Source organism: Photobacterium sp. GB-50 (assembly GCF_003026755.1).
In the GTDB taxonomy this organism is placed as follows: Bacteria; Pseudomonadota; Gammaproteobacteria; order Enterobacterales; family Vibrionaceae; genus Photobacterium.
In genome coordinates this window covers 270690-290887 of the sequence record NZ_PYNX01000004.1, presented here as the reverse complement: position 1 = coordinate 290887, position 20198 = coordinate 270690, and the positions used below count along the sequence as shown (strand labels likewise).

The window sequence follows — 20198 nt, the reverse complement described above, 5'->3', positions numbered from 1 at the left end:
ACAAATACCAAAATAATACAGGCAAGGTGTATATCCCCCGCCAAAATTAGCGGGGGATGAATCTTAATCAAAGAGTTAAATTATGATTTTTGTGTTCTTTCAAAGCGACGAAGCTGCGCGTCACCTCGGCTTTTCGCATTATCTAATGCTTCTTTTGCCGAAATTTTACCCGCCCATACGGCTTCAAGTTCTTCATTAATGATGTCGCGTGTTTGTAAGAAGTTACCGAAGCGTAAGCCTTTTGAATTAACCGTAGGTGTTGTCGATGTCATTTGCTTAACAGCAACATCAGTCCCAGGGTGAGTCTTGTAAAAACCTTGCTGTTTGGTGAGTTCGTACGCTTTTTCTGTGATTGGCAAGTAGCCCGAGAATTGGTGCCAATCAGCTTGCACCGCTGGGCTTGAAAGGTAGGTAAAGAACTTAGCAACGCCTTTGTATTCTTCTTTTGAGTGTCCACGAAGTACCCATAACGATGCACCACCAATAATGGTATTTTGTGGTTTTGTCACTAATTCATCATCATAAGGTAATTGTGCAACACCGACATCTATCCCTTTCATATTCTCTTGAATACCAGCCAGACCCGCAGATGAGCCCATTGTCATTGCACACTCACCCGTATAGAAAAGCGGCATACCATCAGACTGACGTCCACCATATTTGAACAAACCTTCTTTCGCCCACTTACCCATTTGCTCAACGTGTTTAACGAAAGGCGCATTGTTAAAGGTAAATGTGGTATCTACACCATCAAAGCCATTGTTGTTGGTTGCCATTGCAACATTGTTTCTTGCACCGAAGTTTTCGATTTGCGTCCAAGACTGCCATGTTGTACTAAAGCCACATTTAGCACCTGAAGCAATCAGCTTGCGAGAATCTTCTTCTACTTCTTTCCATGTTTTCGGTGGGTTAGTAATCCCTGCTTTAGCAAACATCTCTTTGTTGTAATAAAGCACTGGGGTTGAACTATTAAATGGCATCGATAGCATTTTGCCATCGTTAGTTGTGTAATAACCTGTTACGGCTGATAAATAATCGTTTTTGTTAAAAGGTTCTTTGGTATCCGCCATCAATTCATATACAGGATAAATCGCTTTCTTAGCTCCCATCATAGTGGCAGTACCCACTTCGAAAACTTGTACAATAGCAGGCTGCTCTTTCGCTCTAAATGCAGCAATTGCACCTGTCATCGTTTCGGCATAAGTACCTTTATAAACAGGTTTGATCTCGTATTCAGATTGGCTGGCATTAAAGTTGTCGGCAATTTCATTCACCTTTGTACCTAACGCCCCACCCATAGCATGCCACCATTCAATTTCGGTCTTTGCTTGCACTTGTGTACTCATTAGCGCCGCTGCAACGGCAAGTCCTGCAATATGTTTAAAAGCCATTTTTATTCCTTGGAAACCATTTTTAACAAAAGCTGACGATTTAGCGGATGTTCACTTCTTGTGTTCCAACCACTCGTTTATTTTCAAGTGAACATTAGAAGCAAAAAGTGACATCTCGGTTACAATTGCATGAAGTAAATAAGATTAAGACTTTCAAAGCAGATGTAATAAAATTTTCATCAAACACATGGATAGTTCATTTGAAAATAACTGAAGATGGAAAAGAAAATGAAAATTACAGCTCACCGTGGTTTTTCTAGCTTAGCCCCTGAAAATACCCTTGCAGCGATGAAAGAAGCGATTAACTATGGCTGTGAGTGGATTGAAATTGACGTCCAACTAAGTGCTGATCACGTTCCTATGGTAATACACGACAAGACAGTAAACCGTTGCAGTAACGGCAAAGGGGAAGTGAGAAACTTGTCAAAAATAGAACTAAAACAGCTAGATGCTGGCTCTTGGTTTAGCGATGATTTTAGTGATGAAACCATACCAACATTAGAAGAAGTATTACAGCTAACAAGTGAAGCTAAGGTCGCGTTAAATATAGAATTAAAAATTCACGCAGGAGACGATATTCATTTGCTATGTGAAAAAGTTGCTGAAGTGATTAATAAGCTAAATATTGAACCTGAGTTAATGCTTTTCTCTAGTTTTGACCAATCAGCACTATTAACCATAAAGCAACACCTTCCTCACGTAAGAAGAGGTCAATTGTGGGAAACGATCCCAAACAATCACGCTGATGTTTTAAGCGAGCTAGACGCTTTTAGTGTTCATTGTGATTATCGTTATTTAACAGAAGATAAGGCAAAAGCAGTCAAACGCTTAGGTTATCAGCTTTACTGTTACACCCCGAACCAACCGGAACTTGTTGAAGAGCACTGGCTATGGGGAGTTGATATGATGATCACCGATACGCCACACCGTTACCTAGCAGCAAAATAATCAAATAAAGGATGGCAACATATTTCATGGATGATTTAAGTACCCGTCAACAACAAATAATGACGTTAATACATAAGCAAGAATATTGTTCAATTGAAGAATTAGCGCAACAGTTTGAAATAACGCCCCAGACGATCAGACGCGACATTAACTTACTTTGCCAACAAGGGATCGCTATGCGTCACCATGGTGGCGTTGGCCTTCCTGTTACATTGAGCAATCGAAGTTACGATGCCAGACAAATCACTAATAAAGACGAAAAACAAGAAATAGCAAGAAATGTCGCTAAAGCCATTCCCAATGGGTGTACATTATTTTTAGGTATCGGAACCACCATTGCCTGTATCGCTGAGCAATTAGTCAACCACCGAGAATTACGAGTAGTGACGAATAATTTTCAAGCCGCGCATACGCTCTCGAAGTTCGAAAATATAGAAACGTGGATACCCAGTGGTAAAATAAGAGCGAACGGTGGTGATATTGTCGACGACACAGTACTCAATTACTTTAGTCAATTTGCAGCAGACATCGGTATTATTGGCTGTGCGGGTATCTGTGAATTACCTTACGCTTCACCTCAAACCAGCTATTCGACAGAGAAAAAGCAAGCTGTTGCGATGGAGCATGAGCTAAGAGAAAGCAGAGTGAGTCAGGCGATTTTAGACAATTCGCAACAAACCTGGTTAGTCGCCAATCATACAAAATGGCAACGTAAAGCCAGTACAAAAGTTGCGCCTCTTTGCCAGTTTGATCGTGTATTCACTAACAGTAGAAAAGATAACCAGCTATCATAATGACGTTTCTAAACATCATTTAACAACGGGTTGGTTTAATTTCCATATTTGCCAACTACCGTTATCATGAGGAAGCACTTTGCTTTCTTACCACTTAACATCAACATTGCCTCTTTTAGTAATAAAAGAAACGGCGGTGATAATAATTATTTTCCCCTCTCGACCAAATCTTTAATTTTGGATGCTTTTTCAAAATGATCGAGTTGATGCGTTTTAATCCACCACTTAGCCGCTTCCATTAACAAGTCAGGATCGTCATTTTTGTTTTTGAAAAAAGCGTAAAAAGACACACCTACATTTTCACCTTTACTGGCTATTTTCTTATTGCACACATCGATAATTTTATTTCTTAGTGATGCTCTCATTACTTCTCTTCATATTTTATATATATGACAGTTCGATCATAATATATGAACCATACACAGTTTGATTTATTTATCATCGAGGGTAAGTTTTTTCAACTGAACGAAAAAATAGTTACTTTATTTTCCTTTAAACATAAATAAAAATTACAATTCATGGAATAAGCCGAAGTAATAAGCAGGAATAGATAGCCCTATAAATAAAAAGCCCAAACCAACGCCATTACTATTTGCTATACGAGCATTTTTTTCATCACCTTTTTGGTATAACACATCAGTATATTGGCCAATAGGTATGACTTTAGAATGAAATGATGTTTTTGATTTTACACTGTAGGTCTGTTTATTAACTGTAACTTCAAAATAAGGGCGATACATCTTTCTTTTAAGATTATCATTATCTTTTGAAAAATATTCATCATAGCTAATTATTTTACCTTGAGTCTTAATCGCATTTTTATTAAATCGCCGATAGTCATAGCATATATAAACGCCTAAAACACTAAATAGAATTGCAGCAAAGAGAGGAACAATATTCATTATTATGCCTTAAATTATCAATTACTTGAGGGTTTCGAACAAACTAGATAGTCAAAGCCATTCTCAACGAGAGACGCTTCCATAATAGAAATAACTTGCCGACTCGTTTTTTTACACATCACATCCGAATAATTGATCTTGTTTAGAATAAGCGAAGATATATGCTCTATCTCGTATTCAAACCCACCTCCGCTTACAGCCGCTGAAATTTGTGTTTGTTCACCTTTAAACGATATATCGATTTTCTTTGGGTTCCACCATTTATTATGAATAACGATTTCTAGTTCAGGCCCTCGAATGATGGCTTCTCGTTTGAGGTCACGCGTGATCGATGCGCAAATTTCACCTTTTATCTGGCCATCAAATTTAAACACGACATTTTCATCGACTTCGCTTTGGCTATTATCATTAACGTACTCGACAGTGGGTTTCTCTATAGGAGTATTTGTTAATCGACACAAATCAGCATAAAACCAGAGACCGTATACACCGACATCTAAAGTCGCCCCGCCACATAACGTTGGATTAAATAAGTGCCAATCACTATCGAACTCATGCCAATTACCAAAGGAAGCTTCTATCGCGTTAATTTCAACCTTGTTTTCTTTTATAAACTGCTTCATTGCTTGATAAGCGGGAAATGCGACTGTTTTCATTGCTTCAGCTAACAGTAACCCTTTTTCTTCAGCAAGCGTCGACATCGCATCCCAATCTTGTAAGTTAGTGAATGCTGGTTTCTCTACAAGAACATGCTTTCCTTTATTTAGAAATAATTCAACCAAGCCTTTATGAAATGGGTGAATAGTCGCGATATAGACAATATCTACATTAGCGTCGTTTGCGAGTTCTGTGTAGGAACCATAACTTCTTTGGCAACCATATTGATTTGAAAAGCTATCAGCTCGCTGTTTATCTCGTGCCGCAACAGTATAGAGTTCAGCATTGTCGACTTGCATAGTCAGATCTGAAACAAAGCGATGTGCAATTTTACCCAGTCCTGCAATTCCCCAGCGTGCTTTCTGATTATTCAACTTATTATCCTTTAATGTTTGCTTTCTAGTCTTGTCCGCGCTTGGTGACCAAGATACCCGTAAGGATACACAAAATACCCAATAAAAGGGCAAGTTCTACACCGTTACTGATAGCATCCCAAACAACTCCCGTCAGCAATTGACCGGTTATGACAAGTATTACTGTCAGCGTTGCGCCAACTTTTGATAACACATAACTATTAAGAGCGACAAACAAAGCCCCCATCACACCGCCAAGTTAATCTAATATTGGAACAATATCGACTACCCTAATGCACATTTATGCCAACAAAATTGAAAGTATCTCTTGATTATTTAGAACAAAATTTGAGTGATAAGAGCCAAATTTGGTAATGGTATTCACTCTAACTACAGAAGAGATAATGATGAGTTAGCCGAATAGCTAACTCATTTATGGACAGAACCTTCTTAGTCGCTTTAGGCGATATCTACCCTTCGGATAACTTTTCGTATCCTAAAAAGCTAAATGCCACCGTTGATACAGGTGGTGATTTTGATAGAAACTGGACACAACCTTATATCCTCAAATCGTTGTGTCAGATTTGCTTAATGCAAAACTTTTTTAGAAAGTGCAAAGCACGACTAAACTCTGAAGTGCTTTAGATCCATTTTAAGTGTTAGTACTCGTCCCCACCAATAATCGATAAAACAAAAGAACTGTCTTTATAATATGTGTATAATGTATATTAAATCAAACACATAAAAGCTAAGTAAGCTCATGCATATCTGTTACATTTGGGTAAAGAAGTACAAAAATTTTCGAAACTATGGATTGAATTTATCGAATGATTACACATTCAACTTTGATCATACAAACTCAACGCTTAGTTACAGTGATAATACAGTACTGCCTGAAGGCTTTTTTGGAAAAAACATTAGTGGTGTTACTGCTCTTTTGGGAGTAAATGGATCAGGTAAAACCACTGCGTTGGAGCTAATATGCCGATGTATTACGGAACATTACCACTTCATAGAAAGTTACATTTTAATTTACAAAATAGATAATAATTTCTATTTATCAAATAATTTCAAAGAAAACATATCGATCAATTTCCCTTTCATCCCAGATAATGAAAATAGAAAATTAAGGGAACTGAATACAATATATTTTTCAAATGTATTCGATCAAAACAATCTTGAATTTAACAATAAGGTTATAGATATATCAATAAATAGAAAGATGAACCCTAGGTACCAATATAAAGATAGCTTAGATAAAAAAAGAGGAGAAATTGAAAAGCAAATTATATTTTTGCAGTCAGGCAAAGCAAAAAAGATTAACTTAGATGCACCAAGAAGAATTGAATACAAACTATATAAAAACACAACAGAGCTAATAAAAAAAACATTCAAGACAAATTTTGGACGAAGTAATTCAGACATTTACGAGCCTAAACCAGATGAAAACATAGGCGAAAACTTAAGAAGAATATTCATTAGTGAGCGAAGAGAATATCATTCTCGAGACGGTATAAAATATACCTCAATGCTAATTAGACAGCATTTTATAGTTTCAATCATTAGAACAAAACCTGAGGTCCAGAAGGTTCTATCTACCTTTTTTGAGGATTTGAATAGCGAAAGTAGCTCTATAGCTATACTAGAAGCTCTTTCAAAGAAAACCTCTTTATCCCTTGGTGAACATTACTTATCGGAAATGATTAACATAATAATACTTCAACTTGAGGGTTGGCTAGAAGTATTTAACTATGAATCAGAACAAAGCATTCGAGGAGGAAGACATTCATTTATAGTCGATATAAATGAAGACAACCTTTGGCATCATACAAAGTTGTCACACATATTTGAAATGCTAATCGAAATGGATGCATCATGGCATGGTATTAGCTCTGGACAAAAAGCATATTTAAACATGTTTAGTTCAATATGGAATTGCATAGAAGAAAATAAAAATAATAAATTTAATAATCACACACTAATATGTATTGATGAAGGGGATTTATATCTTCACCCTCAATGGCAAGTAGAGTTCGTAGAACGTCTAACAAACTGCTTGCCAGCAATTTCCAATGGAAACGTACAAATTATATTTACAACACATTCTCCTTTACTCGTTTCTGACATACCAAATCAGTGTGTTTGTGTGTTAAATGAGTGTGATGATAAGAAAACTTCTGAATTAAAAACCTTTGGTGCAAATATTTACGACATTTATAAAGAAGTATTCGGCATGGGAGCCACCCGAACAGGAAATATATCACATAAATATATTAAAAAAACTTTTGATATCTTGGATAAGAAATCGTTAGATATGTCTGATTATGATTTTTTAAAAGAAGCAAAAAATTTAATTGACAATAAGCTAATTCTTCAACACATAAATTTAAAGCTAAGTGATCATGATTAATCTATATACTTACCTAAAAACAAGATTTGATGACGTTGATAACGTACTTAAAGTTTCTACAGATAAAGTTTGGAACAGCCTAAATCCTAAGAATAAAAACGGCGAGTATTCATCTCATTCAATTATTGAAAGAGCTAAAAAATTTAGAATTGAAGTGTATAGTATTGAGCATCAGTCAAAGTATAAACTATCTTATATGAGACATAGGAATTTTTTAAATTATTTATGCAAGGATGGCGTATTAAAAAGAATTGTAACTTGCAAGCCTGAAAATTTCGAAAGTATATCAAGTTCAATCTATAAACATCTAACAAAAAGTGATTTGTATGTAAAGAAAGGCACATCCTACTATAAAACGAGCTTTGGTGAACTTATATATAAAAAAGTATTCAACTACGATAACTATCGTAAAAAAGCTATAGTTGGAGAAATATATAAAGAACTGGGTTTTGATAAGGCAACATGTCCCTACTGCAATTCTGAACCAGTTACAATAATTGACTTAGAAAAAGCTAGTTCTAAAAATAGCGCCAAAATAATTTTATTTGAACTTGATCACTTTTATCCTAAATCCAAATATCCCTACTTAGCGTTGTCTTTCTACAACCATATTCCATCATGCTCAAATTGCAATGGGAAGCTAAAGCGTTCTAGAGATTTTACCATCTCGACACATATTCAACCATACAATAGATGTTTTAACGATATTTACACTTTCTATCCAAATACTGACATTAGTTCTGGTAATAAACTAACAACAATCTCACTTCGGAGTAGTTCTGACCAAGTGGATAACTTAGTGAAGGACTTATCTTTAGATAAACGCTACGTAGAATTATTGCACCTATGTAATGCAAATGAACTAATAAAACTAATGCAAGATAATTATGACCTCTTTGAATCCGAAGAAGATGACAGGTATCGAGCGCTCTTTATTCAATCTATACAATCACATATCAAAGTTGATAAAGGGGAAATTCTTACATCTAATTTCTGTAAGCTAAAACGTGACCTAGTAAAGTTTTTTGATCAGCAGAAAGCCATCATTAAAGATTAGTTTGCTCATTTTGATATAATTTTTGATTAGTTCATGAGGTCAAATTAACTGTTGGATTAAACGGTATAGGATCGATTATATCGACTTGAATGGAACGGAATAATCTTGGGATAGGCCAACAATTCCCTCTTAATATCTATAATTTAAACGACTAGAGCGAGGGTTAAGTCTCTTGCTCTTTTCTGCCTGTTTTGTGAGGTATCGCTTCCAGCGGACTTCCACAACAATGCAGGGGATAATTTCAAGTTAGGAATCACAATTCTGTAAGAAACTGGGAGATTCCGAGCATAGCCCCTTAACCGAAAATCATGAGGAAAAGCACTGCGATTCTTGTGGCGTGATCTGCTACTGAGTAATTACGTTAACACCGAAAGGGGCAAAAATGAGTTTATTAAACGTGTTTTACTAGCGGCTTTTGCATTGGAATACAATCCAAACTAATGCCTCTTGGTGAATGATAGGTAGATAGTTTCTCCCCTATAAACCCATATGAACGATAGAAAGGCGCCGCATTTATCGTGGATTCTAATTTCAGCAACAATAGGCCGTTTTCTTTAGCCAAGTTTTCCAAAAAAGTAAGCATCTGCTTTGCCGCACCTATTCCACAGTACTCAGGATCAACAAAAATAGCATCAACCATACCTGTTTCGATATTGAGCTTACCACTACCAATAACGCGGCCATTAGTAACAGAAACATAGAAAGTTTTCATCACATCTTGAACGAATCCGTCAGACACTCCCCCATCAGTCCACAATGAAAGCTGTTCTTTACTGTAGTACGCTGAGCATTTATCTAAGATTGCGCGGCTTCTCAACGCATGAATTAAAACCGCATCTGCTTGAGTTGCTTTCCTTATTGTGATCACTAAACTTCTCCCTCGGTATTCACAGAATTCTCAATACAGTAACTAATTAATCTAAAGTTCAAACGTAAGAATGTGCGTGGGCAAATTAATATCAACTTGTTCAGGCTATATATAATTTAACGCAACTAATTTTATAGCCTGTTAACCGACAATAGAAACAAGCCCACAGCGTATTATCTTTGTTTAATTACTTTGTTATATGTTCTAAGCACCTAACAAATCAAGGTGTTTTATCTTTTTGTAGCGTAATGCCATAGATATGCAGTGTGACAACTCTTTCGTTGGAACATGGTCGCCAAGCTTAAATATTAATGCCCGATTACCTTCGTACTCAAAGGTATTTCCGTATACCTCTTTAAAGGTATCAACTAAGGTTGTTTGGCAGTGGAAGTAAATACGATATTCATTTGGGAATTTGGGTTTCCAGTCATATCTAATAGTGCTTCCAATTTTAGAAATATAACTTGGCTCTCCCCACTTTAGTGTTTCGATTAAATCAGCAATCCCATGTTCATTTGCTGTATTTATGATAAGTGAACGAATAACTAAGAGAGACTCTGTTACTTCATCAGGATACGTTTCAAATTTTTGTTTAACACTTAAATCCATTCGTTTGCTCCTATAAATAAGAACATATCACGCTTAATTAAAATATGGGCAGCACTACCCCATTACTTTAAGCACTAAAGTGTCACTAAAACAATGTATTGGAGTGTAATCTTATACACTTTCCTATAACACGCATAAATGTTTGCAGTTACAAGTTGATCGTATCTTTTGGGTGATTGATCCCATCGTAAATTTTGACGGGCTCCAAATCATAAGGATTAACGCCATCAAGACATGCAACATTAATTGCAAATTGATGGGGATTAGAACGTCTTTGATGATGAGTATAGATACCGCAAGTCTTACAGAAGTAATGTTTAGCAGTCTTTGTATTGAATTGATAAAGGGTCAAGTTATCTTCTCCCTTTATTATCTTTAGGTTTTCAAGTAATACAGAAGCAGCGATGGCACCACGTTTTCGACACATAGAACATGAACAACGACGAGGATCTTCTAATCCGTTTGGCATGGTCAGCTCTAACTCAACAGCACCACAGTGACATTTTGCAATATGTATTTCTTTAATTTCCATTATTTAATCACCATGTCGATGCACCAACAGAACGACCAAGTTTATTGTGTAGTGAAGTAGTTGTAAGTACATTATTGGGCTTGTGAAATACATTTACATTTTGCTGTAAATAAACCTCAGTCTTAATGTGAGACTGAGGTTTAATGCTTATATTACTGTGGATTATGGACAACTGACCACAGTCCAAAACCAAGACGTTGAACTTGGAATTTCCCAGCTACCCGGATTGTTCTTTGCCTGATAACAAATATTGTTATAAGTCACTGTATCTCCGTTTTTAACCTTTGTTGAACCCGGTATGAACTCAACAGCAGTTGTTGGTGGTAGAGGATCTGTTGGCTGCACAGGATCTGTTGGTGGTACAGGCTCTGTCGGTAGTTCAGGATCAGTGGGTGGCGAAGGATTATCTATGCATTCAACCGCATCCCAAAACCATGACGCGTTACTTGGAACCTCCCAACTGCCAGGGCTATTTTTGGCTTGATAACACGGCCCATCATACGAATAGATCTCACCATTGATGGCTTTGGTTTTTCCGGGGATAAATTCAACGACCTGTGCTGGTGTTTCGGGATCAGTGGGTATTTCAGGATCTGTTGGGGGATCAATAACTATTGAATTACTCGATAGCAACTGCCAATCATCAAGGTAAGCAGATAGGTTATCGGTGCGGATACCGATAGTACCCTCAGTTAATAAATCATTGTTTACCGACAATAATTCGACACCATCTAGGGCCAACGTTAATTTATTACCTACCACAGAAAAGTGAATGTCATACCATTGACCAGCGGCAAGCTTCCCCTCTGTATTAAGGTAGTTTTTAACGCCATTGCTTAATTTGGTTTGAGCCAGAGTAGTATAAGAACCTTGGTATTTTACTTTAATCGTTACATTACCGTCATAACGAATAGAGCCTACATATAAATCATCAGATGTTTGGTAACGAGCAAACGCATGTAAGCCAGACCAAGCAGGTATAGTGCCGGAATTTTTCCATGCTTTAATGTACGCCCTATATTGATTCGTTTGGTCGGTGTACTTTATTTCATTGCCATTACTGTCTTTTCCTATCGCGACGACACGAAAGACTTTATCGTTCGTCCAACCTAACTTCCCACTATCCACAGATTTAGACTGTAAACATCCTGAAGTAACATCAAAATGATCGATGGCGCTTTTATTATTCGAACATTCTAACTGCTGACTATTAGGGTAGCTTGAGAAATCTTCGCCTGACCACGTAAAATTTTCAGATGCCGAGCCACTAATATAAGGCCCTTCACTTTCAGGGTAGGCATCATAGAATGCAGTAGCCGAGTTACTTGCAGTAATTAAACAGAAGGTACCAATGTAGCTAAATATTTTTTTTAGTTTGAAATAATTTTTGATCATTGTTGTATCCTTACATGATTGTTATTTAATGGTTCGTAACCATACTCATACCCATCTGGCGACAACAGTCGATAACGATAGCAGTGCACTCCATCGCATTACTCGCTCACTAGAAACATCGCTTAGCATATTAACCGTTAAATATATCAATCAGCACTTTGCACAACGGTTCAAGCGTTATTTAGGGAGCGTGATTAAAATTAATCGTCATTGATTACATTTTTAGAGTGTAAGAATGAGGTATAAAATGCGATTGGGGAGTATTGCTGACGAGATAAAAACTTTTAATAATAAGCGATAAAGAGGATATAACTAGAAATCAAAGTATTAAATTTGTTGATTAGCAGCTCATATACATTTTCAATAATATCTCCTTGTAGTGAGCACTTCAGACCTTCCGCTTTTTATGCCGCAAGTTAATCAACTCTTCTAATTGCTTTTGCTCTTTACGGGCTTGTTCGTATTGTTGTTTGGCAAGCCAGCGTTTTTTTACTTCTTCAAAGCGTTTAACTTGTTGATTACTGGCTTGTAATTGCTGCTCACTGTGATCACATTCCGCACTCATGATCGCTTGCTCATGCTGATGATGATCAATCATGGTCGTTAACTGTGACGTTAATTGATTGCTGTTATTTAACATCGCACTGTTAATCGCAGAGCCGTGTGTTTGTTCAGCCCCCATATAATGCTGTTTTAGCTGACCTAATAACTGTAGTTGTTGCTGATAATTATCCACTTGCCGGCGCTGCTGCTGGTAAATAGCACTGAGTTTATCGCGCTTTTGCTCTGATAATCGTTGTAATTGCTCAACAGCTTTGACTGGCAAATTCATGGTTTATTCTTGCTCCATTTCCTAAAACACGGTGTGGCTATGGTGCTGACGGACTGGATTGATTGCCTGAAAACAAGTTAGCTAATTGGGTTAAGCTCGCTTGGTAATCACAGTGTTCAGTCACAGGCTGCTGCAAAAACTGTTTAAGCTGGGGTTGCATCATTACCGCTTGATCTAATTCAGGATCTTGTCCTTGCTGATAGCCACCTAATGGTAATAACTCTTTTACTTGCTGATAATTCGCATTTAACTGCCTAAATTGGTTAGCAACAGTGACATGGGCTTGCTCAGTACAACTGCTCATACATCGGCTGATGGAAGCATTAATATCAATGGCTGGATAATGCCCTTGCTCTGCCAATGTGCGAGATAGCACAATATGACCGTCTAAAATGGCACGAGCAGAGTCCACTACCGGATCTTGCTGATCGTCCCCTTCTGCTAACACGGTATAAATCGCAGTTAAACTGCCATTGGGATTCTCTCCGTTACCAGCACGTTCTAGTAATTGTGGTAATAAACTGAATACTGACGGTGGATAACCCCGAGAAGCTGGCGGCTCTCCTAGTGCGAGTGCAATTTCACGCTGCGCCATCGCATATCGGGTTAATGAGTCCATCAGTAGCAATACGTCTTTGCCTTGATCACGAAAGTATTCGGCAACGCGGTGACAAAGCTTGGTCGCTCGTAAACGCATGAGTGGTGATTCATCAGCAGGCGCGGCGATGATCACTGCACGTTTTCGTCCTTCCTCACCTAAGCTACGTTCAATGAATTCACGGACTTCTCGACCACGTTCACCAATCAGCCCCACCACAATAATATCGGCGGCAGTGTATTTGGTGATCATCCCCATCAAGACACTTTTACCTACGCCACTGCCCGCCATTAAGCCAATGCGCTGACCTTTACCAACAGTCAGTAAACCATTAATCGCTTTAATACCAACATCTAATGGTGATTCAACTGGCTGGCGTTTCATTGGGTTAATAGGCTTTGGTTCTAACGATAAACACTCACCACCTTTTAGCGGTGAACCATTATCTAGCGGCTCTCCTAACCCATTAACAACTCGTCCAATCCACTTGTGGCTCACATTCACTGTACTGCCACCTTGCATCGGGATCACCTTTGCACCTGCGTATAATCCACCGAGTTGTCGAACTGGCATTAAATACGCAATATTGTGATCAAAACCGACCACTTGTGCTTCAATCTGCTCACCATCATCAGCGACGATTAAGCAACGTTGATCAAGTTTAAAACGACACCCCACGGCTTGTAGCATTAAGCCATTCACTTTTACTAACCGCCCCGTGACCCGTGCAATAGGCACACTATCAAGAGCGGCAAGGGCGGTTAAACTATCCGCTTGAAGACGATTCATGCAGATCTCCTTGTTCAACACGGATTGGGGTATCTAACGGGTGATTCTGCTCAACTAAATGTTGCTGCACATTCTCGATACAGGCTTCTAGTCGCGCATCACACCCCACATCGGCTTCTGCGTTATCGGTTATCAGCTGACAACCGCCGACGGGTAATGTGGGATTAGCAATCAGCTTCCAAGACTCAGGTAAGCTCTTATTGATGGTATGGATCCGATCAATATCTTGTGGGTTAAGTTCAATGATGATTTTTTCTGTTTTACCCGGAATCGCATCCAATGCTTCTTCTACTAGAGCGAGAATTTGTTGTGGCATCAATGTCAGTTCAGCACGGATAACCTGTTGCGACACTTTTTGTACCAAGTCGCAAATAAGCTGACGTTGTTGTTTGTCTTTTTCTTGTTGCCATTGTTCTAATTCAAACAAGATTTTCTCAACTGGTTTTACTGCTTGGCTAAAGATCTCTCGCCCTGCTTGTTCACCTTGTCCGTAACCTTGTTGAAAACCGTCTTTTTGCCCTTCTATAACACCTTGATCACGACCTTGCACAACGCCTTGGTTAAATCCTTCGTCATAGCCTTTGTTTAGCCCTTGTTGAAAGCCTTCATCCAATTTTTGTTGTAATTCAAACTGGCTGTCTTGCCAATTAATCGCAGGATCAACATCGCCTAATTCATCATTAAAACCATGATTTACTGGCTCTGCCACAGGAGGAAAACGATGAGGCCGATATTGCCCCGGTGATAACTGATGTATTTTTACTTTCTTCATCATTACTCCACCGTCATTTCCTGATAGAGCTGAAGATCAATCTCGCCATTTTCTGCCAGCTCACGCACTTGATCCATAATGGCAGTTCGGGCGCGTTCTACCTCACTCACAGGTACTGCACCTTTTAGCGCCATTTCATCTTCTAGGGATTTCACCATACGCTGTGGCATTGAACGTTTAATCGCTTGTTGTAAGCTGATCTCAGCACCTTTTAACGCAATCACCCACGTCGCGACAGGAATTTCTTGCACCAATCTATCCATGGTCGATTCTTTCTGGCGACCAAGCACCATAAAGTCAAACATGTTGGTTTCAATTTCGTGCACCATGTCTTCATCGTGCAAACGGAGTAATTCCATTAATTGGCCGCGATCACCTTCGAAACGGTTGATAATATCGGCAACTTGCTTCGTTCCTAAAATAGGTGCATTTTGCGCTTGTGACATATGAGCAATGCAACGTTCAATCAAATCATGTAAGTCAGCGGCAACATCATGATCTATTTCATCAAGTTGTGCGATGCGATATAGCAGCTCGTCATGATAATCCACTGGCATTTTCGCCAACACTTTCGATGAGGTTTCTGGCGGTAAATAGGCTAAGAATATCGCCTGCATTTGTGGGTGCTCTTGGCTAACATATTTAGCCAATAATTCTGCATCCACCCATTGCAATCGCTGCATGTTGTTACGTAATTCATCACCATAAATGTTATTAAGTAACCCTTTGGCTAAATCATTACCCAACGCTTTACGCAAAGTATTTGAAAGGTATTCTTTCGATGCGCCACGAATACCACTGTGCGCACGAAAATCTTCAAAAAAGTGCTGAATTACCCCTTTCGCACTATCACTTTGAATACCACTTAATGCCGCCATCGAACGGGTCACACGCTGCACTTCATCACGGGTAAAGTGCTTCAATACCTCCGCGGCGGCATCTTCTCCCATTCCCAACAATACGACGGCTGTTTTATCAACATAAGTCAGTGCAGGGGTTTTACTATCCGTCTGATTTTTTGTTTGTGATTGACTCATTAACATTCACCCATTGTTTTAAGACTTCAGCAACACGCTCTGGCTCTTCGGTTGAAATAAGCTGTAAGTGTTTAAGTTGGATTTCTAATGGCGAGCCCTGTGGTGGCAGCAAATCATTGTTGGCACTAAAGGCGTTATTCGTCCCGTTTATCCCTTTCGCGGCTAAACGCTCATTTAACGTTTCTTCGTGTTCTTGCTCTTCGCGAGTTTGCAGGCTTTCATCGTAAGAGTGCGCCATATCTTCTTCAGCAAAAGTTAACTCATCACGTCGACGATCTAATCCTGTTAAATGACTAATAAGCGGTCTTAGCACAAAGAAAATCATCGATAAGCCGAGAATACCGCCGATCATGTAGCGTAGTGGTTGTTGAACGGTTGGATCTTGCCACCACGGAATAGCAGGTGGCGCATCAATTGCAATCGGTGTGAAGTTGAAACTTAAAATACTCAAACTATCGCCACGAGCAGCGCTGATCCCTACCGCATCTTTGATCATATTGCTAATTTGCTGTGTTTCCGCTTCTGTCCATGCTTTACCATTTGGTGCAGCGGTAGAATTAAGTAACACAGAGACATTGAGTTTATTTAATTTGCCTTGTTGATATTGGGTATGACGAACACTGCTGCCTAACGCATATTGACGATTAATTTCCGTTCGTTCATTGGTGTTTTTACTGTCTTTGTTCTCTTCTTCGCCAGTAACGGGTGGCTTGTTACTTAATGAACCCGGCACACCTAAAGCAATATTATCAATACTGTTATTTTCAATACGGTGCTCGTTTTTCACTACAGGCGTTGAATCAACCACCTCTTTGGTTTCTTGGACATGGCTAAAATCAAGATCAGCGGCGACTTGTACGCGGTAATTACTTGGTCCGACAATCGGCGTTAGCATATCAGCGGCACGTTGGATCACCTGCTTTTCGAGATTCTTCTGATAGTCGAGGTATTTAGCATTCACTTTACCCATTTCAGTCGAGCCAATATCAGCACTGAGTAAACGCCCATACTGATCAACAACTGACACATTTTCTGTCTTCATTCCTGTCACACTGCCAGTAACAAGGTTAATGATGGCTTCAACTTGCTCAGTTTTTAGATCTTCACCCGGTTTTAGCTCAACCATTACTGACGCTGTCGGCGCTTCCGCATTGTGGCGAACAAATAAGGTTTTTCGTGGAATGGCTAAGTGAACGCGGGCATTAGCAATAGCATCAAGGGCAATAATAGTACGCACTAACTCGCCTTCCAATCCATGACGGTAACGTGCGGTTTCCATGAACTGGCTGGTGCCTAACGACGAATCTTCTTTTAATGAATCAAGCCCTGTCGGTAACTTGGCTTTGATCCCTTTTGCTGCCAGTAACATCCTAATTTTTGCGACTTCACCTTCTGCCACCAGCACCTGTCCGTTGGCTTCTTGTAAACGATAAGGGATCCCTTCCGTTTCTAATACCGAGATGATTTCACCGCTATCAAAACGTTCTTGCTGCCCGTATAACGGGCGGTAATTTTGACTTGAACTCCATAGTGCCACCACAATAATGGCAGCCACAATCGCAGCAAGTACAGCAGACAAAACCAGATTGCGCTGACTACTATGCCAAAGATTTTTAAGGTTATTAATATACGGATTTGACGACAATCCACTGCTCGCAGTTGAACCTGTTGCCGTATTTGTCATCGATGGTTGGGCAATGATTTCAGACATAAGTTACACCGGCATCTTCATAACATCTTCAAATGACGCAACCACTTTATTACGCACTTGCATGAGGGCAGAAAAAGATAAACTGGCTTTTTGGCTTGCCACCATCGCGCCTACTAAGTCGTCACTTTTCCCCAATTCAACCGCTGTCACTTTGTCACTGGCGATTTTTTGATGTTGATTAACGGTGTTTAATACACCTGTCATAGCTTGCGAAAATGACAATGGCGAAGCGGCAAACTGTGTATTGGTTGCGTCGACCTGCATCAGATTAGGTTTTACGATGAAATCAGCTTGAGTGCGTTGCTGCATCTGCTGCATTTTATCAAGCATGAGTTGTTCAGATGATACAGACGGTAGCGAATTATTTGTGCTCATTTAACTCTCCTTTTATGCCGCAGAACCTAATACAGCATCGATGTCTATTCCCTGTTCACGCATCGCGGCTAACTTGTAACGCAGTGCGCGAGTAGTAACGCCCAATTGCTGAGCCGTCTTGGTTCGGTTACCACCGAATTGTTTAAGAATTTTGATAATGTATTGAAACTCTGCCATTTTCTTCGCTTCTACCCGACCATTCCCCCCCTCAGTTTGAGGTAAAGATGGCGCAGTATTAGGATCAATTGGCAACATTAAATCTTGTGCGGTAATGAAATCACCATGACGCATCACCAAGGCTCGTTGCATGACATTTTCTAACTCTCGGATATTGCCCGGCCAGTGATATTTAGACAGTGCAAAACACGCATCTTCCGACAACTGGCACGCACTTCCCATTTGATATTTATTGATGAAAAATCGCGCCAGAGGAAGAATATCAGCGCTTCGATCTCGCAGTGATGGCCAATGCAACGGCAGCACATCTAAACGGTAATAAAGATCTTCTCGGAACGTCCCTTTTTGAATTTCTACACGAAGATCTTTATTGGTTGACGCTATGACGCGAATATCCAATGGAACGGTTTTATGACTCCCCACTTTTTCGACTTCACGCTCTTGCAACACACGCAATAATTTAGCTTGAAGACTGGGTGACATTTCAGCGATTTCATCTAATAAAATCGTACCACCATTGGCTTCTTCAAATTTACCAGTTTGCGTTTGTGTCGCGCCAGTAAACGCCCCTTTCACATGACCAAACAACACCGCTTCGAGCATGGATTCAGGAATAGCGGCACAGTTAACGGCAACAAAAGGCGCATTTGAACGCGAAGAATGTTGGTGCACATATTGCGCTAATACTTCTTTCCCGGTGCCAGATTCACCGGTGATCAATACGGTCGCGTTTGTCCCTGCCGCACGGTGTGCTAACTGCAACACTTGCTTGCTACGCCATGATTCCACCACGATATTGGTTAAGGGTTTATCTAGTGCTTCAACGCGCGCGAGTAAGCCCAGTAACTGTTCAGATTCAAAAGGACGTAGTAAATAATCGGTTGCGCCTGCTTTCATTGCATCCGCCGCCATCATTCCTTGCGCCTGATCGACAATAGCAATGGAAATGGGCGTGGAAGAACGGTGAGTCGCGACAGCTTTTTGATGGAATTGGCGAATAAAATCAGTCAGTGAGATATCTGTAATATGCGAGCTGACCAAAGTAATGGCTGAGCGAGATTGATATAACGCAGCACGTCCAGAAGTGAAGTGATTGACGCTATAACCATTGCCTTCAAGCACAGCAATAATTTGGTTTGCTGCACTTAAATTTGGCTCGACTAATTGAATATTGTTAGGCTGCATTAGCTACCCTTCCTTTTTACTGCATCTTCCTTGCGAATAGCGCGAATAGTCACGCGACGATTTTTAGCTTTTCCATCTTGGGTATTGTTGTTGGCAACAGGATAGCGAGATCCATGAGAGCGAATTTCCATCAGCGATGAGCGCACACCGTTTTCACGCAGAATGCTGGCTACATCGTCAGCACGAATTTTTGAAATCTGTAAATTGGCAACATTGGAGCCAACATTGTCTGTATGCCCATCAATCAATACACGTTTGACATTTTTGTCATGTTTTAAATAACTCGCTAAATCAGCCAAGATTTGTTTTTGTGATGAACTGACCACACGTTGACCTAACTTAAATTGCAATACTACGTCTCTCGCATCTTGGTATGCCATTGCAGGTAACTTGGCTCGACACAAATTAAAATCAGCCATTGCATGAGCCATATTCACTGAAGGGACTGTTACATCAAACGTGTTGTTTTGGTTCGACGATGACAGCCTTACTCCTAACCAATTACCTTGCGCCATGGCTTCAAGTAACAGCTCAATATCAGTATAAAAAGAGACTTGTCCTGATTTTTTATCTAAATCCACCTCATCGACTGTGATAGGTGCGGTATTCAATGCCCAAGGAGACTGTACTTGGCTCAATATGGCACGCTCATAAGGCGGTTTTACATGGTAGCTTTGTACCTGTATACCAAGTGGCTGCTTAGGTTTCGCAACAAAGGTAATTGCCCCAAATTGGCTAATGGTTTGACTCAATGAACAACTAAATTTATCGCCTTTATATTCCCACGAAACAAGATCCATCGGTAA

General features: G+C 39.6%; 21 protein-coding genes. 4 read left to right on the top strand and 17 right to left on the bottom strand.

What is annotated here, in order from left to right; all coding sequences use genetic code 11:
• Positions 1 to 80: 80 nt before the first annotated feature.
• Positions 81 to 1391 (bottom strand): sn-glycerol-3-phosphate ABC transporter substrate-binding protein UgpB, encoded by a 1311-nt coding sequence (ugpB, locus tag C9J41_RS08575; RefSeq protein ID WP_107206812.1) that lies wholly within the window; start codon positions 1389 to 1391, stop codon positions 81 to 83.
• A gap of 228 nt (positions 1392 to 1619) precedes the next feature.
• Here ugpB and C9J41_RS08570 point away from each other — a divergent pair, with 228 nt between their 5' ends.
• Entirely contained in the window at positions 1620 to 2339 is a 720-nt protein-coding gene (locus C9J41_RS08570) for a glycerophosphoryl diester phosphodiesterase (RefSeq protein WP_107294458.1), read from the top strand.
• A gap of 26 nt (positions 2340 to 2365) precedes the next feature.
• Positions 2366 to 3133: a DeoR/GlpR family DNA-binding transcription regulator gene (locus C9J41_RS08565; protein ID WP_107206810.1), complete on the top strand. Its 768-nt coding sequence runs from the start codon at positions 2366 to 2368 to the stop codon at positions 3131 to 3133.
• Positions 3134 to 3279: 146 nt separating this feature from the next.
• On the opposite strand, the gene C9J41_RS08560 is transcribed toward C9J41_RS08565, so the two are convergent.
• From C9J41_RS08560 to C9J41_RS08545, 4 genes are all read right to left on the bottom strand, one after another.
• Positions 3280 to 3498, bottom strand: a complete 219-nt coding sequence (locus C9J41_RS08560; protein ID WP_107287792.1) for a DUF6500 family protein — start codon at positions 3496 to 3498, stop codon at positions 3280 to 3282.
• A 144-nt stretch (positions 3499 to 3642) separates the two neighbouring features.
• On the bottom strand, positions 3643 to 4035 hold the full coding sequence (locus C9J41_RS08555) for a DUF3592 domain-containing protein (protein WP_107206808.1): 393 nt from the start codon (positions 4033 to 4035) through the stop codon (positions 3643 to 3645).
• 17 nt (positions 4036 to 4052) lie between these two features.
• Positions 4053 to 5066: a Gfo/Idh/MocA family protein gene (locus C9J41_RS08550; RefSeq protein WP_107294457.1), complete on the bottom strand. Its 1014-nt coding sequence runs from the start codon at positions 5064 to 5066 to the stop codon at positions 4053 to 4055.
• A 25-nt stretch (positions 5067 to 5091) separates the two neighbouring features.
• The gene (locus C9J41_RS08545; RefSeq protein WP_233220402.1) at positions 5092 to 5292 is read right to left on the bottom strand and encodes a DMT family transporter; all 201 of its coding nucleotides are present in this window, start codon (positions 5290 to 5292) and stop codon (positions 5092 to 5094) included.
• A 513-nt stretch (positions 5293 to 5805) separates the two neighbouring features.
• Between C9J41_RS08545 and C9J41_RS08540 the strand changes: the two genes are divergently transcribed.
• Both C9J41_RS08540 and C9J41_RS08535 read left to right on the top strand, forming a co-directional pair.
• Positions 5806 to 7455 carry an AAA family ATPase gene (locus C9J41_RS08540; protein ID WP_107294456.1) on the top strand — a complete coding sequence of 550 codons (1650 nt, stop codon included), beginning with the start codon at positions 5806 to 5808 and terminating at the stop codon, positions 7453 to 7455.
• Complete coding sequence (locus C9J41_RS08535) at positions 7448 to 8512, top strand: hypothetical protein (protein ID WP_107294455.1); 1065 nt, start codon at positions 7448 to 7450, stop codon at positions 8510 to 8512. The genes C9J41_RS08540 and C9J41_RS08535 overlap by 8 nt, the downstream gene beginning before the upstream one ends.
• A gap of 391 nt (positions 8513 to 8903) precedes the next feature.
• Here the strand turns inward: C9J41_RS08535 and C9J41_RS08530 are convergent, their stop codons facing one another.
• The 12 genes from C9J41_RS08530 to C9J41_RS08475 form a co-directional block, all read right to left on the bottom strand.
• Positions 8904 to 9380, bottom strand: a complete 477-nt coding sequence (locus C9J41_RS08530) for a GNAT family N-acetyltransferase (protein ID WP_199194434.1) — start codon at positions 9378 to 9380, stop codon at positions 8904 to 8906.
• Between the two features lie 204 nt (positions 9381 to 9584).
• A complete protein-coding gene (locus tag C9J41_RS08525; protein WP_107247881.1) occupies positions 9585 to 9989 on the bottom strand; it encodes a DUF1801 domain-containing protein in 405 nt (134 codons plus the stop codon).
• 148 nt (positions 9990 to 10137) lie between these two features.
• Entirely contained in the window at positions 10138 to 10521 is a 384-nt protein-coding gene (locus C9J41_RS08520; protein WP_045130267.1) for a GFA family protein, read from the bottom strand.
• 162 nt (positions 10522 to 10683) lie between these two features.
• Positions 10684 to 11916 (bottom strand): hypothetical protein, encoded by a 1233-nt coding sequence (locus C9J41_RS21795; RefSeq protein WP_158259675.1) that lies wholly within the window; start codon positions 11914 to 11916, stop codon positions 10684 to 10686.
• A gap of 388 nt (positions 11917 to 12304) precedes the next feature.
• Positions 12305 to 12748, bottom strand: a complete 444-nt coding sequence (gene fliJ / locus C9J41_RS08510) for a flagellar export protein FliJ (RefSeq protein WP_107259752.1) — start codon at positions 12746 to 12748, stop codon at positions 12305 to 12307.
• Positions 12749 to 12785: 37 nt separating this feature from the next.
• On the bottom strand, positions 12786 to 14135 hold the full coding sequence (gene fliI / locus C9J41_RS08505) for a flagellar protein export ATPase FliI (RefSeq protein ID WP_107294454.1): 1350 nt from the start codon (positions 14133 to 14135) through the stop codon (positions 12786 to 12788).
• Complete coding sequence (gene fliH, locus C9J41_RS08500; RefSeq protein ID WP_107287764.1) at positions 14113 to 14910, bottom strand: flagellar assembly protein FliH; 798 nt, start codon at positions 14908 to 14910, stop codon at positions 14113 to 14115. Before fliH ends, fliI begins: the two co-directional genes overlap by 23 nt.
• The gene (locus C9J41_RS08495) at positions 14910 to 15944 is read right to left on the bottom strand and encodes a flagellar motor switch protein FliG (protein ID WP_107208383.1); all 1035 of its coding nucleotides are present in this window, start codon (positions 15942 to 15944) and stop codon (positions 14910 to 14912) included. The genes fliH and C9J41_RS08495 overlap by 1 nt, the downstream gene beginning before the upstream one ends.
• Positions 15910 to 17655 carry a flagellar basal-body MS-ring/collar protein FliF gene (fliF, locus tag C9J41_RS08490; protein ID WP_107294453.1) on the bottom strand — a complete coding sequence of 582 codons (1746 nt, stop codon included), beginning with the start codon at positions 17653 to 17655 and terminating at the stop codon, positions 15910 to 15912. Before fliF ends, C9J41_RS08495 begins: the two co-directional genes overlap by 35 nt.
• 3 nt (positions 17656 to 17658) lie before the next feature.
• The gene (locus C9J41_RS08485) at positions 17659 to 18030 is read right to left on the bottom strand and encodes a flagellar hook-basal body complex protein FliE (RefSeq protein ID WP_107208381.1); all 372 of its coding nucleotides are present in this window, start codon (positions 18028 to 18030) and stop codon (positions 17659 to 17661) included.
• A gap of 12 nt (positions 18031 to 18042) precedes the next feature.
• On the bottom strand, positions 18043 to 19392 hold the full coding sequence (locus C9J41_RS08480) for a sigma-54 dependent transcriptional regulator (RefSeq protein ID WP_107294452.1): 1350 nt from the start codon (positions 19390 to 19392) through the stop codon (positions 18043 to 18045).
• Positions 19392 to 20192 carry an OmpA family protein gene (locus C9J41_RS08475; RefSeq protein WP_233218532.1) on the bottom strand — a complete coding sequence of 267 codons (801 nt, stop codon included), beginning with the start codon at positions 20190 to 20192 and terminating at the stop codon, positions 19392 to 19394. The genes C9J41_RS08480 and C9J41_RS08475 overlap by 1 nt, the downstream gene beginning before the upstream one ends.
• Positions 20193 to 20198 lie beyond the last annotated feature (6 nt).

Bases quoted from the DNA above. Each gene is read 5' to 3' on its own strand.
- ugpB (WP_107206812.1), bottom strand. From the start codon at position 1,391: ATGGCTTTTAAACATATTGCAGGACTTGCCGTTGCAGCGGCGCTAATG.
- C9J41_RS08570 (WP_107294458.1), top strand. From the start codon at position 1,620: ATGAAAATTACAGCTCACCGTGGTTTTTCTAGCTTAGCCCCTGAAAAT.
- C9J41_RS08565 (WP_107206810.1), top strand. From the start codon at position 2,366: ATGGATGATTTAAGTACCCGTCAACAACAAATAATGACGTTAATACAT.
- C9J41_RS08560 (WP_107287792.1), bottom strand. From the start codon at position 3,498: ATGAGAGCATCACTAAGAAATAAAATTATCGATGTGTGCAATAAGAAA.
- C9J41_RS08555 (WP_107206808.1), bottom strand. From the start codon at position 4,035: ATGAATATTGTTCCTCTCTTTGCTGCAATTCTATTTAGTGTTTTAGGC.
- C9J41_RS08545 (WP_233220402.1), bottom strand. From the start codon at position 5,292: ATGGGGGCTTTGTTTGTCGCTCTTAATAGTTATGTGTTATCAAAAGTT.
- C9J41_RS08540 (WP_107294456.1), top strand. From the start codon at position 5,806: ATGCATATCTGTTACATTTGGGTAAAGAAGTACAAAAATTTTCGAAAC.
- C9J41_RS08535 (WP_107294455.1), top strand. From the start codon at position 7,448: ATGATTAATCTATATACTTACCTAAAAACAAGATTTGATGACGTTGAT.
- C9J41_RS08525 (WP_107247881.1), bottom strand. From the start codon at position 9,989: ATGGATTTAAGTGTTAAACAAAAATTTGAAACGTATCCTGATGAAGTA.
- C9J41_RS08520 (WP_045130267.1), bottom strand. From the start codon at position 10,521: ATGGAAATTAAAGAAATACATATTGCAAAATGTCACTGTGGTGCTGTT.
- C9J41_RS21795 (WP_158259675.1), bottom strand. From the start codon at position 11,916: ATGATCAAAAATTATTTCAAACTAAAAAAAATATTTAGCTACATTGGT.
- fliJ (WP_107259752.1), bottom strand. From the start codon at position 12,748: ATGAATTTGCCAGTCAAAGCTGTTGAGCAATTACAACGATTATCAGAG.
- fliI (WP_107294454.1), bottom strand. From the start codon at position 14,135: ATGAATCGTCTTCAAGCGGATAGTTTAACCGCCCTTGCCGCTCTTGAT.
- fliH (WP_107287764.1), bottom strand. From the start codon at position 14,910: ATGATGAAGAAAGTAAAAATACATCAGTTATCACCGGGGCAATATCGG.
- C9J41_RS08495 (WP_107208383.1), bottom strand. From the start codon at position 15,944: ATGAGTCAATCACAAACAAAAAATCAGACGGATAGTAAAACCCCTGCA.
- fliF (WP_107294453.1), bottom strand. From the start codon at position 17,655: ATGTCTGAAATCATTGCCCAACCATCGATGACAAATACGGCAACAGGT.
- C9J41_RS08485 (WP_107208381.1), bottom strand. From the start codon at position 18,030: ATGAGCACAAATAATTCGCTACCGTCTGTATCATCTGAACAACTCATG.
- C9J41_RS08480 (WP_107294452.1), bottom strand. From the start codon at position 19,392: ATGCAGCCTAACAATATTCAATTAGTCGAGCCAAATTTAAGTGCAGCA.
- C9J41_RS08475 (WP_233218532.1), bottom strand. From the start codon at position 20,192: ATGGATCTTGTTTCGTGGGAATATAAAGGCGATAAATTTAGTTGTTCA.